This is a genomic window from Serratia sp. JKS000199, from assembly GCF_900215455.1.
In the GTDB taxonomy this organism is placed as follows: domain Bacteria; phylum Pseudomonadota; class Gammaproteobacteria; order Enterobacterales; family Enterobacteriaceae; genus Serratia; species Serratia ureilytica.
The window spans coordinates 3,816,016-3,831,435 of record NZ_LT907843.1; the positions used below are offsets into that span (position 1 = coordinate 3,816,016).

The window sequence follows — 15,420 nt, forward strand, 5'->3', positions numbered from 1 at the left end:
GGCCCGCCCGGTGAACCGGGCGGGCCACAGGTTACTTCGGCGGCGGCAGGAACGCCATTTGCGAGGGGCTGCCGATCGGCAGATAGCCGCCCACAAAGCTGAGTTTGCCGTCCGTCGGGTTGACGCTGAAGCGGGTGACGTTATCGCTGCGCTGGTTCAACGCATACAGATAGCGGCCATCCGGGCTCAGCGCCAGCGAACGCGGATAATCGCCGCGGGTCCAGGTTTCCGCCACCGGTTTCAACTCACCGCCGGCGCCCACGCTGAACTGGGCAATGCTGTTATGCAGCCGGTTGGCGACGTACAGCGTGTCGCCGTTCTTGCTGAGCGCCAGCCCCGAAGCGAAGCTGGTGCCCTGATAGTCGGCGGGCAGCGCGGAAACCGCATGCAGTTGTTTCAGAGTACCTTTTTGGCGATCAAAACGGTAGCTGGTCAACGTCGAGGCCTCTTCGTTCACCAGCAGCACGGTTTCGCCGTCCGGATGGAACACAAAGTGACGCGGCCCCGCGCCGGCGGAAGAGGCGGCGATCCACGGCGGATCGTTCGGCGTCAGCCGGCCGCTCGCGGCGTCAAAGCGCCATTGGTAGATGCGATCCAACCCCAGATCGGTGGAGAACACGAACTTGCCGCTCGGATCGCTGGCGATCATATGGGCATGCGGGCCGTTGTGATCGCTGATGGCGAAGCTGCCGTTCACCGCTGCCGCCGGTTTGGCCGCGCCCGCCGGGCCCTGTTGCTGCTGCACCGAGCTGGCGGCGCCCAGGCTGCCGTCCGCTTCAATCGGGAAGACCGCCACGCTGCCGCTGACGTAGTTCGCTACCAGCAGATGCCTCCCGTCCGGCGTCGAGGTGAGATACACCGGCCCTGCCCCCTGCGAATCCACCTGGTTGAGCTGCGTCAGTGCGCCATCGGCCGGATTGACCCGGTAGGCGGTGATGCCGCCGTGCTTGCCGCCGTTGAAATCGGCCACTTCGCTGGCGACATACAGCGTCTTGCCGTCAGTGCTCAACGTCAGCTGCGCCGGATTCGGCACGTTGCTGACCAGCGTAACCTGGCTCAACGCGCCGCTGGCCGGATCGACCCGCACTCGGTAAACGCCTTCGCCGTTGGGATTGTAGGTGCCGATATAGGCAAAATGAGATGACGTGGAGTTCATTGCATCCTCAGCATGCAGCGCCGGGCCGGTCACGGCCAGCAGCGCCAGGAACAACGCGGCGCGTCGGGTTGGAGCCTGCCAGTTTCGCATAGTAGTCCTCAATATAGGTAACGGCGCGGCATGCCGCGCCACGGGAAAACCTTCGCCTCCCAGCGTTTACCTCATCCCATTACGCGTTCAACCCACCAGCTTTTTGGTCATCGCCAGCAGGGCTTTCACGTCCTGCGGACGCGTATCGCCGCTGGCGGCGTCGATGATCGAGCTGTAGATATGCGGGATCACGCGTTTCACGCCGGCCGCCAGCGCGATCTCGACGATCGGCTCAAAGTTCTCCAGATCGATACCGCCGGTCGGCTCCAGCATGAAGTCATGCTCGGCGCAGGCCTTGGCTACGTACTGGTACTCGTCCTTGCACTTCAGGCCGCCCATCGGGAAATACTTGATGGAGCTGCCGCCCATGTCTTTCAGCAGGGCGATGGCGGTTTCCACCGGCACGATGCCGTCCGGCGCCGCGGCGCTTAATGGGCCGGTAGAGATCTTCACCCAACCGACGCGGCCGGTCGGCGACACCAGGCCGTTGACCACGCTGTCGTTCTGGCCCAGCAGCGCGCGGCTGGCGCCGACGCCGGTGAACACCTGGTTAACGTGCTGCGGCTGCACCTGCTGAGCGATCAGGCTGACCATCGCCGACTGCTTCGGATCGCCGGCGCCCAGGCCGACCGAGAGCGCGTTTTCAATCAGGCGCGCATAGCGCAGCATGTCGGTCACCGCGCTGTCGACGTCCGGGTAGTTCTTGGAGAGCACGCCCACCAGCACATGGCCTTCCGCCGCAGCGTAGATGTCCTGCGCGTTGGCTTTGGAGCCGGCCAGCACGTTCAGGCAGACGCGGTCGCGATAGTAGTTAGGCTGCAGCTTCATGCTTGTTTCTCCGTAAACAGATTTTTGATACAGGTAAAGACGGTCATCAGTTGCCGCTCGTCGACGCTGCGCACGTCGACCTCAATCTTGCCTTCGTTGGCCTTGTAGCCGCGGAAGTAGATGGCGATATCGCCGGTTTTCAACGCCTGGACGATGTCATAGGTCGACCGCCCCAGCACCGCCTCATCAAAGGTGATCTCGGCGCGAGCGATATCGCGGCCGGCGCTGTCCCAGACGGTCTTGGCGCTGACGCCGGTCAGGGTGTTGAGGCTGTCGAGGAACGGCGTCATCCGCTCCACCATCTGTTGCCCGGTGGTTTTCTCAAGCGTCAGATAGCTTTCAATCGCCTGGGTCAGGCCGAGGATGCCCTCTTTGCCGACCTTCATCGCCCGGCCGATGCCGCCGGATTGCAATTTCACCCACTCGACGTACTGTTTCTTGCCGATCACGAGACCGCTGGTCGGCCCCTCGATGGCTTTGGCGCCGCTGTAGATCACCAGATCGGCCCCCATCTGGTAGTAACACATCAGATCTTCTTCCGCCGCGGCGTCGACGATCAGCGGCAGGTTATGCTTGCGCGCCACCACCGCCGCCTGTTCGACGGACAGAATGCTTTTCTGCACGCAGTGGTGCGATTTGACGTACAGGATCGCCGCAGTCTGCGGCGTGATGCAGGCTTCAATCTGCTCCGGCGAACATTCGTTGGCGTACCCCGCCTCCACCACCTTGCCGCCGCCCAGCGCCACCATGGTGTCCACCGGCGCGCCGAAGTTGACGTTGTGGCCGCGCGGCAGCACGATCTCGCGCGGCACGGCGATCGGCGCCGAATGCAGGTTCACCAGCAGATTGGCGTTATCTTTAACGATCACCGCCGCCACCGACTGGGCGATGCCCGCCGAGGCGCAGGAAACGATCACCGCATCCTCCACGTTGAGCAGATCGGCGATGTAGGCGCCGGTCTTGTTGACCAGATCCTTGATTTCGAAATAGTGGTTCAGGCCGTAATCAACGGCGTCGATCACGTCCTGGCGCGGCGTGGAAACGCCGAGAATGGTCATACGGCCGGAGGTGTTGATCACCTGCTTCAAACCGTATTTTTCATAAATCGAAGACATGGCTTGCCTCCCCTTGTTCGGTTAATAGGATTTCCCCGGCCACCACCGCGGCCAGCGGCACCAGCAGCCGTTCGCCCTCGGCGGTTTGCCCTTCGGCGTCGGCGAAGACCTGTGGTTCGCGGCGCAGCTCAAACAGCGTGAAATCGGCGTCATAGCCCGGCTCCAGCCGCCCTTTGCCGCTCAGCTGCAGCGCCGACGCGGCGTTCTCCGTCACGCAGGCGATCACCTGCGGCAGCGTCAGGCCGACGCTGAAGAATTTGGACATCACCGTCGCCAGGCTGTGCACCGGCCCGTTCATGCGGTTGCGGCAGTAAATATCGGAGCTGATGGTGTGCGGCAAAATGCCCAGTTTGATCGCCTGGCGCGCCACCTCGAAGCTGAAGCTGGCGGTGCCGTGCCCTACGTCGAGCAATACGCCGCGCCGCAGCGCGCGCTGGATAGACTCGCGCAGCGTGCCCGCCGGCGTCAGAATGCGGTTCGGTTTGCCGTTGTAGCAGTGGGTGATGATGTCGCCACGGGTCAACAAATCGGCAATCTCGTCCAGATCCGGCGGGTTGTTGCCGATATGCACCATCAGCGGCAGCCGACGGTTTTCCTGCTGGATCTCTTTGGCCAACACCAGCGGCCGGGTGCCGTTCTTGCCCACCACGCTGCTGCTCATGCGCGCCTTGATGCCGATGATAAAGCCGGGGTGGTTGGCGATGGCCTGGCCGGCCTCGCGCTTGTCGATGTCCGTCAACTCCGCCAGCTCGTTCTGCCGCAACAGGCCGATGCGCGAGATGTTGAGGAAGGCGAAAACGTTGGTTTTGGCGCTGCGCGTCAGTTGATAAAAAGCGTCGATATCGTCGGCGCCGGTGCTGCCGGCATCGACCACGCTGGTGACGCCGCTGGCGATGCCGACCCGATCCGGCTCGTCATGGTAGATCGGCGATTCGGGATAGCAGTGCACGTGCGCATCGATCCAACCGGCGCTCAGGCGGCAGTTGCCCGCCAGATCCAGCTGGCGAACGGCGCTGACGTCCGCCGCCAATCGCCCCACCGAGGCTATTTTGCCGTCTTTCACCGCCAGATCGATCAGCGTATCGTCCGCCAGTCTGGCGCCTCTGATTACTAAGTCATACATACCGCATTGCTCCTGTTAGCCCGGGCGCCGCCGCAGCCTCGGGCGGCGCCTGGCGCAGGCCTCTTAAGAAATGGCTACCGGGAAGATCGCCCCCAGGATCATCGCGCCGAGGATCGCTCCGCCGGTGATCGGTTTGCCCCAGATATAGAACAGCAGCGCGCCGAGCAGCGAACCGATGCCGATCGGGATCGAGGCGGTCATCGCCGACAGGATGATCAACGGCCCGAGGAAGCGGCCCGAGGAGTTGCCCGCGCCCATCATCACGTCAGCCCCGTAGGTGGAGTTGCTCTGATTGATGGTGAATTTGCGCGCCAGAATGATCACGTAACCGATCGCCAGGCCGATGATCAGGCCGGTGGCCAGCGAAGCGGCGAAGTTGGCGACCGGGAACACGATGCCGGCCCCCAAAAGCAGCGCCGGTACGCCCAGCCCGACGCCGGTCTGGATCGCGCCGCCGATGTCGAGGATGCCCACCAGTGAACCTTCGATGATGCGCGCGAACAGGAAGCTGGCGCCGAACGCCGCCACCGCGCCGTACACGCCGGTATCCATCCCCGCCCGCAGCATGGAGACGAAGGCCACTTCGTTAAAGGCGCCGATGCCGTACAGGTAGTACATGTGCGTCCCGGCGAACACGCCGGAGGACAGCAGGCCAACAAAAATCGGGAATGACCAGTCGGCGTACCAGAAGCCTTTTTGGGTTTGCTCTTCCATCATCCCGCTCCTTATTTACCGCTCAGGGTGTTGTGAATGGCGTCCAGCCAGCCCGGCACGCCGAGGCTGAAGGACTCGAGAACTTTCATGTCGAAGCCGCGGAAGAAGCCGCTCAGCACGAACAGCAGCACGATCACCGCCATCATGATCTTGGTGATTTTGTTCCAGCCGCTCTCTTCCACGCCTTTGCCGATCAGAATGCCCAGCACCAGGCCCGGTACGGCGTTGCCCATGATCAGCTGCGCCAGGCCGCCGAAAATGGTGCCCCAGAAGCCGGAACGGCGCCCGGCGTCGATCGCCGCCAGCCAGAAGATCACCGGCATCACGGTGTTCACCAGCAGGTTGGCCGCCGGCACCAGCACCTTGATCGCGGTGACCTGCAGCGCGGCAGGCACGGCGGAAGCGGTGGTATTGAGGAAAGCCACCACCAGCATGCCGATGATGCCGCAGGCGATGGCCATTTTTTTCGGATCGTGCAGCGTTTGCGCCAGATTGCGGTTCTTGACCATCAGGGCCGCCGCGCCCCAGTGCGGGATGATGCGGTGATCGACGTCCTGCGTGAAGGAGCCCGCCGCCACGGAAGACGCCCAGGCGTTGAAGAAGAAGCCCAGACCGAATGAGAAGTGGGAAGCCGGATCGCCCTCGCAGGAGTTCAGCTCGCCCAGGGTGCGAAACGCCCCCATGCCCTGTGTTGTCGGCGCGTGGAACATGCGTGCGGCGCCGGCCCCTACGCCAACCCCCACCAGCCCACCGATAATAATCGATTTAAATAAGATGATTAAAAACATCAGTATACCCTTTCATTTATGCTAACGTTTTTATTTCGTGACGAAGACAACCTTCTCGGTATTGATAATGGTTACGTTCACGGTTATTTCCAGAGAAACGGCATAGCTCTTTCTTTCACGCGGCAAAAAGAAGAAAAGAAATTTCTCTTTTGTTATTTTCTCTTCCGCTTTCACCACGCTGACGTCCTGCGGCTCGATGCGCAGCAGAATATTGTTGGTGGACTTTAATACCGCGCCCTGCACATTAGCCAAGGCGGAAGCAAAAGCTTTCGCTTTGCTGTCGCCTTTACCCTCCACCTTTACCGATGTGGTATATTGCTCTTTCATTATGGGTTGCCATGTTTTTTGACGTAGGCTTCCACCAGTTTCTGGCCCAGCTCTTCTTTATCCATAAAGCCGAACCCCAGCACGTTGCAGCCTTCGTTAATTGCCGTCACGCCCTCTTCCACCGAACGCATGCCGTATTTGGCTTTGTAGCCGTATTTGGTTTGCGCGGTAATCGCGCCGGCACCGCCGCTGCCGCAAAAAGAGATGCCCAGCTGCGCGTTTTCCGCTTTCATGACGTCGCCCAGCTTCATATCCGCCGCCACGCCGGGGATAACCACCGCTTTTCCGCCTGCGTTTTCAACGCCCTGGCCGACTTTCTGCCCTTTTCCCAAACGATCGCCGATCACTACGGTAATTTGACCCATGGTATATTCTCCTGATTGAAATCGATGCGTTAACCGCTATGCGTTATTATCTTTCGCCACTTCGAAGTGCACGGACAATAAATAGGCTTCTTCGATAGGCAATGTGTCAAACTGATCCACCACGCGCTCCGCCATTTGCATGGACTCGGCGGAAATTTCGTCGAACAGTGATTTATCCACCTCCGGCAACGGCTCACCGGTTATTGAGCGCAGCACCATGGCGCGAATATGCGATTCCAGCATCTGTTGCTGCACCGCATTGGTATAAATATTCTCAGCATTCAGCATCGCGGTAATATCCGCCAGCACCCGAGCGGTGATCTCACCGGCTTCGCTGATATCGGATTGTTCAATTTCTTTTATCGAAGCAGATCCATCATTCACTTTTCAGTACCCCTAGATCCCACATTAATCAGTAAGCCGTAAAGCGCATCACCTGAATAACCCGCTTTCTGTGATGTCTTTACCCTACCCCCGGTAAGATTTTCTGTGGAGACCGGTTTTTTCCAGTTCGAAGTGGAAATCGAATGACGCGCGGAGATCCATTTCGCAAAACGGCGTTAAGGCGAAAAAGTAAATGAGATAACAATTACATAACCCGGCTAACGGTTTTTTTTGCCTCGATTGACGATAAAAGCCTTCGTGATCGGGATCTCTTTCTTTTCTCGCCCCAACCGCCTACTATCAATGGGACAAATCGACATTACCCACACCCCCGCTCCTCTGGCGCGGGGGTGTTGCTTTGTGTTGTTTTTCCGAATTTATGGGTGCACAGACTGGCGCCCTTTGATTTGACTGGAGAGTGGAATGACCAAACCCATCATTACTATTAATGAGCTGGATGCGGAACGCCTGGATGCGCTATTGGAACAACCGGCCTTTGCCAACACCGACGTCGCCGCCGCGCTGAACGACGAGTTGGATCGCGCGGAAATCCTGCCGCCGGAGAAAATGCCGGCCAACGTGGTGACCATGAACAGCCGCGTGCGTTTTCGCGATCTGCACACCGATGAAGAGCACGTGCGCACGCTGGTTTACCCGGCCTCGCTGAAAGACAGCCACGATCAGCTGTCGGTGATGGCGCCGCTGGGCGCAGCGCTGCTCGGCATGCACGTCGGCAAGCAGATCTCCTGGCAATTGCCGAACGGTGAAGAAGCGCGGATTGAAGTGCTGGAATTGCTGTACCAGCCGGAAGCGGCGGGCGAATACCACCGTTAAGCGGTTCTCAGGGCGGCATCCGGCCGCCCTTTCTGTTTCAGAGGCAGATAGCGATCAGCACGGCGATCAGCAGCAGCACGTAGATTTTGGCATGCAGCGCATCGCTCACCTTCGGCAAACAGCGCCTGGCAAACACGATCCCCGCAATCCCCGCCACCACCAGCAGCCCCAGAATGTTCAGATTGACGTAGCCCAGATACTGCGGCCCGCTCATCTCGCGCCATCCCAACACGATATACATCAGCGCCCCGATCACCGCCACCGGGATCGACAGCGGGTTGGCGGCGCTGACGCAATACTTCATGTCATAGCCATGGCGGCGCAGCAGCGGCACGGTCATCACGCTGCCGCCCACCCCCAGCAGCGTGGCGATGCCGCCGATCAGCGGCCCGCCGCCCCACAGCGTGGCAGGGGAAAGTTCAGCGCGCGCCGGTTTGGTCAGGAACCCCCGGCGGAACAGACAGTCAGCGATGGTCACCGCCATATAGGCCACGAACAGCACGCGGATCACGCCGTCCGCCAGCAGCGAGGAGGCAAACGCGCCCAGCGCCGCGCCGATGCCGATGAAAAAGATCAGCGGCACGATGGTTTCCCGCAGCAGGTTGCCGCTGCGCCAGTTGGTCAGGGTGGCGTACCCCGCGTTGAGGATCATCACCGCCGTCGAGGTCGCCACCGCAATATGCATCGCCTGGCCGGGCTGCTCGCCTGAGGCGGAGATCAAATGGTAAACGAAAGGCACCACCACAAAGCCGCCGCCGAAGCCGAACAGAATGGTGGTGATGCCGGTCAGAAAACCGGCACCCAGAACGATTAACATTTCAATCATGGCCGTGCGCCCGCACGAAGTCGTCGAACCCGGCGCAAAACTGCCCCGCCAGCGGGTGGAAACGATCGCCGACGAACAGCCCCAGATACTGCTCGCGCACGGCGTCGTGATCCACCAGCTCAATGCCCGCCTGTTCCGCCTGCGCCAGCGTCTGCGCATCCGGGAAGCCCCAATAGCGCGAATCGCCCTGCTTTTCCGCCGCTATCGCTTCGCTCCGTTCCGCCCGCATCAGCTGGCGCGCCAGGAAGGTGCCGCTCTGCACGCCCAGCAACATCATGTTTTCCAGGAACGACAGGTCGTGGCGCAGCTCGGCGGGCAGGCGGGCGAGCACCGGGCCGGCATCCCAATGTTCGTCCATTTCATGCAGCGTCACCGCACAGTCCTTGTCACCGTTCATCATCGCGCGGAACAGCGTCATCACCCCGCGATAGCGCGGCAAGTCGCCCGGATGCAGGTTCCACAGCAGCTTGCCGCGCCGGCTGAAGGCCTGCACATAGTCGGCGGAAAATTTCTGATAACAGCGCAAAGAAATCACCCCGTCCATATGACCCAGGCTGCTGATAAACGCGGCGTCATTGATGTCGAGAACGCGATGCGCTTTGACTCCGGCGGCGGCCAGGAACAGAGCCGGCGGCTGATAGGCGCCCTCACAGGCGGCGGCGTTGCGGCCAACGAACGGGAACACGAAATCGTTCAGCACCTCGCGCTCATACAGCCCCAGGCGGCGAACCGCCGGCTCCTGGGCGCGGCCGCCGCTTTTCGCCAGGGGGAAATACACCGTAAAAGCACACTCGCCTTTCAGGGCGGCGATCAGATCCTGACACACCAGCCAGGAGAAAATGTCGTTGCCGACAAAGAGCGCTACGTTTTTCATGCTTCAGCCTTCTTTGCGTTGAAAATAGGGTTGTTAAACACGATTTTGCTGATATCTCGCGTGATGGATTCCATCGCCGAGGTGTAAAAAAGGTCGCCCTTGGCGGGCGCACCGAGCGAGTAGAGATGCTGCTCGCGGCCGCGGCGATCGGCGATTTTCAGCGTGTGCGGGTTGCACTTCACGCCGCCGAACAGGTTCTCCTGCACCACCCCGTCTTGCAGCAGTTGATGGCTCAGGCGGTTGGGCGGCAGTTGATAAGAAGGCGTGGTGCAGTTGAACAGATACTGCGCATGCACCCGCGTCTCATGGCAACGAAGGATAAATCCGTCCGCCCCCTTGCTGATATCCGCCAGGCCACCGCAGGCGCGCAGGCGTTGGCTCTCCAACGCCGCCACGATCTTGTAGGCGTTCTTGATCGGCATGGCGTGCCGATTGCGCATCCAGGAGGAGTTGTAAAAGCGCATGAAGATCTGCCGGTTGTTGGCATCCATTTTGACCCAGGCGGCGCACACCGTCGGATGGATCGCCGCCAGGTAGCTGCAGATGTGCTCCCGGGCAAAGCGCGCCCGGTCGAGGCTGTCCGCCAGATCGCGGTAGCAATCGCGCCTTTCCCCCAGCGCCGAGAGCACCGTCAACCGTTCCGGCCCCGGATAGTGACGCGCCAGCGCGGCGTTGATCGCATGCACCAGCTGATGCGCATCAATAAAATCGTTACCGGCGACAAAGCGCCGCAGCCCCTCAACAAACGCCTCCGGCGGCGGACGCATCAACGCCGGTTGCACGCTGGGGAACAGGCCCGAACGCGACAGGGCGCAGATATCGGTGGCCCCCAGGCGCTCCATCAGTTCAACGATGGCGTCGATCGCCGTCAGGCTGCAGCCGATCACGCCGATGGTTGAGTAAGGGTTGATCGGCGGCAGATCCCGGTGGGCCTGATAAGCGATCACCCCGTCCACCGGATAGAGACATTCCGGCGGGTTATGCCCCGAACACAACACCAGCGCGTTCATCTGTTCGGCGGCGCCGCAGGCGGTGGTCAGCCGATAGCCTGCCTCGTGCGGCGCAATAGCATTCACTTCGGCGGTCACGAAATTCAGCGCCACGTTGCTGTCCGCCGCCATATACATCGTCATGTCGCGAATAAAATCGAGATATTCCCGATACAACCAACGCGGCGGATAACGATCCTGGCAAAACTGCGGGAAATGCATGGCGATCCAATCGACGAAGTGCGCGTCGTCGAAAATATCCGCCGACATATTTTCTGGCGTCATATTTAATATATGGCTGTCAAAATCGCTGCTGTATGCCATACCGCCCTTGAAGCCCTGCTTGTCGAACACCGTCAGGGAAAGCGGCCTTTTGCAATGATTAACCGACTTATTTTTTATAAAGTTATACGCAAAAGAGATGCCGGCGGCTCCGCCGCCAATCACACCGAACTTATACATGAAATATCACCTTATAGTCATTGAACTGCGCTAAGAACTATTGCTTCAGGTGTTGGAATAAAATGACGATTTATTCCTTATTAACTTCTTGTATTGCGAGAACGAAAACCTTCTTCTCACCCCGGTGTGAAAACTTGCGCGGGCTTTATGGCCGATAAAATAACGGCGCCCCGGACAAGCGTTATTTTTCTGCCCCGATAGTAGGGCGACCGCCGCTGGCTTGCTTTATATGAAAGGCCAACTATCATTGCGTTTCGGCCAACCTGCCGCCAAAGGGGACACATGCGCAACGTCCGCATTGATGACATCGACCACGTAGCGCGCGCGGTAATCGCCATCGGCACCGATTATCCGCCGGGGCATTTGCTGCCGATGCACAGCCACCGGCGCGCGCAGTTGCTGTACGGCGCCACCGGCGTCATGCACGTTTTCACGCAGCAAGGCAATTGGATCGTCCCGCCGCAGCACGCGGTGTGGCTGCCGCCACAGATGCCGCACGCGGTGAGAATGGTCGGCGTCACTACCCGCAGTCTGTACCTCGAACCGGGCGCGTTGCCCGCCGAACAGCCTCAGGTTTGCCAGGTGGTTAGCGTCACCCCGCTGATGCGCCAACTGTTGATGGCGGCGGTGGACATGCCGCTGGAGTATGAGCGGGAGGGACGCGACGGGGCGCTGGCGACGCTGCTGCTGCACGAGCTGGCCCGGCTGCAACCCTTGCCGTTGCACATCCCGCTGCCCGCCGATCCTCGGCTGGGCGAGCTGTGCCGCGCCTTTTTGCAGCACCCCGACGCCCACGACTCCGCGCAGCAATGGGCCCCTCGTCTGTACATGAGCATTCGCACCTTCAGCCGCTTCTTTCGCGCGCAGACCGGCCTGCCTTTTTCGCAATGGCGTCAGCGCGCCTGCGTGGTGCTGGCGTTGGCGCTGCTGGCCGAAGGGCGCAGCGTGACGCAGGTGGCCATGGAGATGGGATATGACAGCAGCGCGGCGTTTTCAACCATGTTTCGCCGCGTGCTGGGGCAGGCGCCCTCCTCCTATCTGACGGAAGACGGGCGCGACGGTTGACGGGTTAGCGGAATTTCTTGTGGTTGGCGTCGCGGGTCTGCTTGAAGCCCTGCGCCAGCTGCTTGGCTTCGGCGACTTTGCCCTGATTGGCCAGCGCCAGCGCCTGATCGATCTGGCCGATCAGGGTATCCAACCCGCTGCGGAAATCTTTCATCTCCGGGCTGTCGGCGGCTTTGCTCTCCAGTTTCGGCGGAGTGCCCTGCTTGGCATCCTGCGCGGCGGCGCGCATGTTCTGCAGGCTCTGTTTGAGGGTGGCGGCGGAGTCGGTATTCAGCACCGTTTTGTAGTTTTCCGCCAGGGTGTCCATATCGTCGCCCAGATCGGCGGCGGCCGCCAGCGAACTGGCCGCCAGCAGCGTCAACGCCGCCAGCGCTTTCAGGGTATTCTGCATGTTTGCTCACCTTCCAGTTATTGTTTTAGTTAACCCACCGCTACCATAGGCAAGGCCGGGCAAAATCGAAACCGGAGATTTGTAAGCAAGGTTGAGGCGGGATAACGCGCGGCCGGCGGGCGCCGACCGCACAGAGGATCACTGGCCGGCGATCTTCATTTCCGGCAGCAGCACCGAACCGCACTGGATATTGCTGCGGGTTTCGATATCGCTGCCGACGCTGACGATGTTGCGCAGCATGTCTTTCAGGTTGCCGGCGATGGTGATCTCGCTGACCGGGTACTGGATCTCGCCATTTTCCACCCAAAAACCGGCGGCGCCGCGAGAATAATCGCCGGTGACGCCGCTGACGCCCTGGCCCATCAATTCGGTGACCACCAGGCCGGTGCCAAGCTGTTTCAGCATGCCGGCGAAGTCTGCGCCCTGCCCGGCAATGCGCCAGTTATGGATGCCGCCGGCATGGCCGGTGCTGTGCAGGCCCAGCTTGCGCGCCGAGTAGCTGGTCATCAGCCAGGTTTGCAGCACGCCATCCTTGACGATATCGCGCCGTTGGGTGCGCACGCCCTCGCTGTCGAACGGCGTTGACGCCAGCCCTTTCAGCAGATGCGGGTGTTCCTCGACGGTCAGCCACGACGGCAGGATCTGCTTGCCGAGCGCGTCCAGCAGGAAAGTGGATTTGCGGTAGACGCTGCTGCCGCTGATGGCCCCCACCAGATGGCCGAACAGCCCGGTGGCCACTTCGGAGGCGAACAGCACCGGCGCCTTCATGGTCGACAGTTTACGCGGCGCGAGACGCGCCAGCGTGCGGCGGGCGCACTCCTGCCCCACCCACTCGGGGCTGTGCAGATCGCCCATCGCACGGCCGATGGTGTAAGCGTAATCCCGCTCCATGTCGCCGTCCTGCTCCGCAATGACGCAGCTAGACAGCGAATGACGGCTGGAACAGTAGCTTTGCAGCATGCCGTGGCTGTTGCCGAACACCTTGATGCCGTAGTGGCTGTTGAAGCTGCCGCCTTCGGTGTTGGTAATGCGTTTGTCCGCCGCCAGCGAAGCCTGCTCGGCGCGCGCCGCCAGCTCGATGCCGCGCTCGGCGTCCAGCTCGGTCGGGTGGAACAGATCGAGATCCGGCGCCTCAAACGCCAACAAATCTTTCTCCGCCGGGCCGGCGCAGGGATCTTCAGAGGTGTAACGCGCGATGTCCAGCGCCGCCTGTACGGTGCGGGCGATGGCATCCGGGCTGAGATCGGTGGAAGAGGCGCTGCCTTTACGCTGACGGTGATACACGGTGATGCCCAGCGCGCCATCGCTATTGAACTCGACGTTTTCCACCTCGCCGAAGCGGGTGCTGACGCTGATACCGGTCGATTTGGTGACCGCGACTTCCGCCGCGTCGGAACCGGCGCGTGCCAGCTCCAGAGCCTGAGAAACGGCCTGTTCCAGCGCCTTGCGCTGTTCTGCAACTTGAGTGACTACTTTCATCAATCTGCCATAATTAATCAGAAAATCGTTGAGAAAAGTGCCGGAGCGGCGTAGTTGTGCACGCGGGGCGGCGCGCAAAAATCCTGAGATCTCTGCCGTTGAGTCTAACAGGAACCGCGTTGAATTTCGCATAAAGCCGGCAACCTGTTAGGATTAGCCTCTTTTTAACGGAGCCTACCATGAACAAACAGCCTGAAGACTGGCTCGACGATGTCCCGGAGAATGAAAACGAGGACGATGACGAGATTATCTGGGTCAGTAAAAGTGAAATTAAACGTGATGCCGAAGCGCTGAAAGACCTGGGGGCCGAAATGGTCGATCTGGGCAAAAACGCGCTGGATCGCATTCCGTTGGACGAAGATTTGCGCGCCGCCATCGAGCTGGCGCAGAAGATCAAGAAAGAAGGCCGTCGCCGTCAGCTGCAGCTGATCGGCAAGATGCTGCGCGCCCGCGATATCGAGCCGATCCAGACCGCGCTCGACAAGCTGAAAAACCGCCACAACCAACAGGTTTCGCTGTTCCATAAGCTGGAAGCGCTGCGCGACCGCCTGGTGGAAGAAGGCGATGACGTCATTCCGTCGATTCTGGATCTGTATCCGGCCGCCGATCGTCAACAGCTGCGTTCACTGGTGCGCAATGCGCAGAAAGAGAAGGCCGCCAACAAGCCGCCTAAGGCTTACCGCCAGATCTTCCAATACCTGCGCGAGCTGGCCGAAGCGGCTGACTAAGCGCCGCCGCCATCCCGGGATGAACCCGTTTCATCCCCGGTGATGCGCCGGTTCGCCGCTGCTTTCGCGGATATTGAAACGCAGGCTGCCTTCCAGCTCTTCTTCCGCTTCTTCAAACAGCAGAATGATCGCGCCAAAACGACGTTTACTGCGGGCATTGAGGTGGGTGAACTCGATTTCCACCGGCAGACCGATATCGCCGGTCACCACGTCCCACAGCGCGTCGAGGTTGGCGCCAAACCCCTCGTCCAGCGCAAACTTATGCGCGAAATCGCGGTAGAAGGCCGGCACATCCTGGATCTGCTCAAAATCAAACTCTACTTTTGCCATCAAACTCACTCCACACGAATGAAGTTTTTGTAATGGTCACGCGAGACGAAGATCAGACCGTCGCTCGAATACAGCAGGCGATCGGCGCCGCGCCGGCCACACTGGTAATTGATGTCCGCTTCACGCCAGACCCGGCCGCCGGCGCTCGGCAGTTGCCCTTCACGGTTAGAAAATCGATCGCCGCCAATCGCCTTGCCCGGCAATACCGAACAGAGGTTGCCTGAACGCGGGTCCCAGCCCTGCTCGCGCGCCTGCTTCTTGGTGATGTAATAATCCGGCAGCCGCTGATGCTGCTGCAGGTAACTCACCACCGTTTGCTGCTGCGTGAGCCGATCGATGCTCTGTTGCTGCCCCGCAGGCGCTTGCACCACCGCCGCATTGCCGCCGATCGCACGGTGCTCGTTGCCGCGCAACGCGCTGAAGACGGCGATGACCACGGCGATGACAATCGCCAACAGAATCCGCTTGTTCATGACATTCCCTGAAATTATGCCGCCGGAGGCGCCGCAGCTCCCCCAGGCTAGTTAGGTATATAGTCGACCTGGATGAAAC

Annotated in this window: 19 protein-coding genes; 3 read left to right on the forward strand and 16 right to left on the reverse strand. The window is 60.6% G+C overall.

The genetic code is table 11. From position 1 onward, the window contains the following. Nucleotides 1-31: 31 nt before the first annotated feature. From CPH57_RS18175 to CPH57_RS18215, 9 genes are all read right to left on the reverse strand, one after another. Entirely contained in the window at nt 32-1,246 is a 1,215-nt protein-coding gene (locus CPH57_RS18175) for a lactonase family protein (RefSeq protein ID WP_046687876.1), read from the reverse strand. Between the two features lie 87 nt (nt 1,247-1,333). Then, on the reverse strand, nt 1,334-2,074 hold the full coding sequence (locus CPH57_RS18180) for a KDGP aldolase family protein (RefSeq protein ID WP_046687877.1): 741 nt from the start codon (nt 2,072-2,074) through the stop codon (nt 1,334-1,336). Further along, nucleotides 2,071-3,189: a DgaE family pyridoxal phosphate-dependent ammonia lyase gene (locus CPH57_RS18185; RefSeq protein ID WP_033644482.1), complete on the reverse strand. Its 1,119-nt coding sequence runs from the start codon at nt 3,187-3,189 to the stop codon at nt 2,071-2,073. Before CPH57_RS18185 ends, CPH57_RS18180 begins: the two co-directional genes overlap by 4 nt. Further along, on the reverse strand, nt 3,173-4,312 hold the full coding sequence (locus tag CPH57_RS18190) for an amidohydrolase/deacetylase family metallohydrolase (protein WP_096242622.1): 1,140 nt from the start codon (nt 4,310-4,312) through the stop codon (nt 3,173-3,175). The genes CPH57_RS18185 and CPH57_RS18190 overlap by 17 nt, the downstream gene beginning before the upstream one ends. Before the next feature lie 63 nt (nt 4,313-4,375). Then, nucleotides 4,376-5,026: a DUF4310 family protein gene (locus CPH57_RS18195; protein WP_004937013.1), complete on the reverse strand. Its 651-nt coding sequence runs from the start codon at nt 5,024-5,026 to the stop codon at nt 4,376-4,378. Between the two features lie 11 nt (nt 5,027-5,037). Then, on the reverse strand, nt 5,038-5,814 hold the full coding sequence (locus CPH57_RS18200; RefSeq protein WP_004937006.1) for a DUF4311 domain-containing protein: 777 nt from the start codon (nt 5,812-5,814) through the stop codon (nt 5,038-5,040). Nucleotides 5,815-5,844: 30 nt separating this feature from the next. After that, on the reverse strand, nt 5,845-6,141 hold the full coding sequence (locus tag CPH57_RS18205) for a DUF4312 family protein (RefSeq protein ID WP_004937003.1): 297 nt from the start codon (nt 6,139-6,141) through the stop codon (nt 5,845-5,847). Further along, complete coding sequence (locus CPH57_RS18210; protein WP_004937000.1) at nt 6,141-6,506, reverse strand: glycine-rich SFCGS family protein; 366 nt, start codon at nt 6,504-6,506, stop codon at nt 6,141-6,143. Before CPH57_RS18210 ends, CPH57_RS18205 begins: the two co-directional genes overlap by 1 nt. Before the next feature lie 36 nt (nt 6,507-6,542). Further along, on the reverse strand, nt 6,543-6,869 hold the full coding sequence (locus CPH57_RS18215) for a glycine dehydrogenase (protein WP_096242856.1): 327 nt from the start codon (nt 6,867-6,869) through the stop codon (nt 6,543-6,545). A gap of 444 nt (nt 6,870-7,313) precedes the next feature. On the opposite strand from CPH57_RS18215, the gene rnk reads away from it, so the two are divergent. After that, a complete protein-coding gene (gene rnk, locus CPH57_RS18220) occupies nt 7,314-7,724 on the forward strand; it encodes a nucleoside diphosphate kinase regulator (protein ID WP_004936993.1) in 411 nt (136 codons plus the stop codon). Between the two features lie 37 nt (nt 7,725-7,761). On the opposite strand, the gene CPH57_RS18225 is transcribed toward rnk, so the two are convergent. The 3 genes from CPH57_RS18225 to CPH57_RS18235 are packed head-to-tail and all read right to left on the reverse strand — an operon-like array spanning nt 7,762 to nt 10,875. Continuing rightward, nucleotides 7,762-8,550, reverse strand: coding sequence for a sulfite exporter TauE/SafE family protein (locus tag CPH57_RS18225; protein ID WP_033644477.1), 789 nt, complete (start codon nt 8,548-8,550; stop codon nt 7,762-7,764). Then, a complete protein-coding gene (locus CPH57_RS18230; protein WP_096242623.1) occupies nt 8,543-9,424 on the reverse strand; it encodes a formyltransferase family protein in 882 nt (293 codons plus the stop codon). The genes CPH57_RS18225 and CPH57_RS18230 overlap by 8 nt, the downstream gene beginning before the upstream one ends. Then, complete coding sequence (locus CPH57_RS18235; protein ID WP_072626909.1) at nt 9,421-10,875, reverse strand: FAD/NAD(P)-binding protein; 1,455 nt, start codon at nt 10,873-10,875, stop codon at nt 9,421-9,423. The genes CPH57_RS18230 and CPH57_RS18235 overlap by 4 nt, the downstream gene beginning before the upstream one ends. A gap of 282 nt (nt 10,876-11,157) precedes the next feature. On the opposite strand from CPH57_RS18235, the gene CPH57_RS18240 reads away from it, so the two are divergent. Beyond that, nucleotides 11,158-11,940 (forward strand): helix-turn-helix domain-containing protein, encoded by a 783-nt coding sequence (locus CPH57_RS18240; protein ID WP_033644472.1) that lies wholly within the window; start codon nt 11,158-11,160, stop codon nt 11,938-11,940. Nucleotides 11,941-11,944: 4 nt separating this feature from the next. On the opposite strand, the gene cybC is transcribed toward CPH57_RS18240, so the two are convergent. Then, on the reverse strand, nt 11,945-12,331 hold the full coding sequence (gene cybC / locus CPH57_RS18245; RefSeq protein WP_033644470.1) for a cytochrome b562: 387 nt from the start codon (nt 12,329-12,331) through the stop codon (nt 11,945-11,947). Nucleotides 12,332-12,469: 138 nt separating this feature from the next. Then, a complete protein-coding gene (gene pmbA / locus CPH57_RS18250; protein WP_042785444.1) occupies nt 12,470-13,810 on the reverse strand; it encodes a metalloprotease PmbA in 1,341 nt (446 codons plus the stop codon). A 179-nt stretch (nt 13,811-13,989) separates the two neighbouring features. Between pmbA and yjgA the strand changes: the two genes are divergently transcribed. Continuing rightward, a complete protein-coding gene (gene yjgA / locus CPH57_RS18255) occupies nt 13,990-14,538 on the forward strand; it encodes a ribosome biogenesis factor YjgA (RefSeq protein WP_004936968.1) in 549 nt (182 codons plus the stop codon). Between the two features lie 30 nt (nt 14,539-14,568). Here yjgA and CPH57_RS18260 read toward each other — a convergent pair whose 3' ends face one another. Together CPH57_RS18260 and CPH57_RS18265 are read right to left on the reverse strand one after the other, a co-directional pair. After that, nucleotides 14,569-14,868 (reverse strand): barstar family protein, encoded by a 300-nt coding sequence (locus CPH57_RS18260; protein ID WP_033644909.1) that lies wholly within the window; start codon nt 14,866-14,868, stop codon nt 14,569-14,571. Between the two features lie 5 nt (nt 14,869-14,873). After that, nucleotides 14,874-15,341, reverse strand: a complete 468-nt coding sequence (locus CPH57_RS18265; RefSeq protein ID WP_033644465.1) for a ribonuclease — start codon at nt 15,339-15,341, stop codon at nt 14,874-14,876. Between the last annotated feature and the right edge of the window lie 79 nt (nt 15,342-15,420).

Excerpts from the sequence above, each read along its gene's own strand:
- cybC (WP_033644470.1), bottom strand. The coding sequence starts at position 12,331 with ATGCAGAATACCCTGAAAGCGCTGGCGGCGTTGACGCTGCTGGCGGCC.
- CPH57_RS18200 (WP_004937006.1), bottom strand. The coding sequence starts at position 5,814 with ATGTTTTTAATCATCTTATTTAAATCGATTATTATCGGTGGGCTGGTG.
- CPH57_RS18195 (WP_004937013.1), bottom strand. The coding sequence starts at position 5,026 with ATGGAAGAGCAAACCCAAAAAGGCTTCTGGTACGCCGACTGGTCATTC.
- CPH57_RS18265 (WP_033644465.1), bottom strand. The coding sequence starts at position 15,341 with ATGAACAAGCGGATTCTGTTGGCGATTGTCATCGCCGTGGTCATCGCC.
- CPH57_RS18240 (WP_033644472.1), top strand. The coding sequence starts at position 11,158 with ATGCGCAACGTCCGCATTGATGACATCGACCACGTAGCGCGCGCGGTA.
- CPH57_RS18180 (WP_046687877.1), bottom strand. The coding sequence starts at position 2,074 with ATGAAGCTGCAGCCTAACTACTATCGCGACCGCGTCTGCCTGAACGTG.
- CPH57_RS18210 (WP_004937000.1), bottom strand. The coding sequence starts at position 6,506 with ATGGGTCAAATTACCGTAGTGATCGGCGATCGTTTGGGAAAAGGGCAG.
- CPH57_RS18235 (WP_072626909.1), bottom strand. The coding sequence starts at position 10,875 with ATGTATAAGTTCGGTGTGATTGGCGGCGGAGCCGCCGGCATCTCTTTT.
- CPH57_RS18225 (WP_033644477.1), bottom strand. The coding sequence starts at position 8,550 with ATGATTGAAATGTTAATCGTTCTGGGTGCCGGTTTTCTGACCGGCATC.
- CPH57_RS18230 (WP_096242623.1), bottom strand. The coding sequence starts at position 9,424 with ATGAAAAACGTAGCGCTCTTTGTCGGCAACGACATTTTCTCCTGGCTG.
- CPH57_RS18175 (WP_046687876.1), bottom strand. The coding sequence starts at position 1,246 with ATGCGAAACTGGCAGGCTCCAACCCGACGCGCCGCGTTGTTCCTGGCG.
- CPH57_RS18260 (WP_033644909.1), bottom strand. The coding sequence starts at position 14,868 with ATGGCAAAAGTAGAGTTTGATTTTGAGCAGATCCAGGATGTGCCGGCC.
- CPH57_RS18190 (WP_096242622.1), bottom strand. The coding sequence starts at position 4,312 with ATGTATGACTTAGTAATCAGAGGCGCCAGACTGGCGGACGATACGCTG.
- pmbA (WP_042785444.1), bottom strand. The coding sequence starts at position 13,810 with ATGAAAGTAGTCACTCAAGTTGCAGAACAGCGCAAGGCGCTGGAACAG.
- rnk (WP_004936993.1), top strand. The coding sequence starts at position 7,314 with ATGACCAAACCCATCATTACTATTAATGAGCTGGATGCGGAACGCCTG.
- CPH57_RS18205 (WP_004937003.1), bottom strand. The coding sequence starts at position 6,141 with ATGAAAGAGCAATATACCACATCGGTAAAGGTGGAGGGTAAAGGCGAC.
- CPH57_RS18185 (WP_033644482.1), bottom strand. The coding sequence starts at position 3,189 with ATGTCTTCGATTTATGAAAAATACGGTTTGAAGCAGGTGATCAACACC.
- yjgA (WP_004936968.1), top strand. The coding sequence starts at position 13,990 with ATGAACAAACAGCCTGAAGACTGGCTCGACGATGTCCCGGAGAATGAA.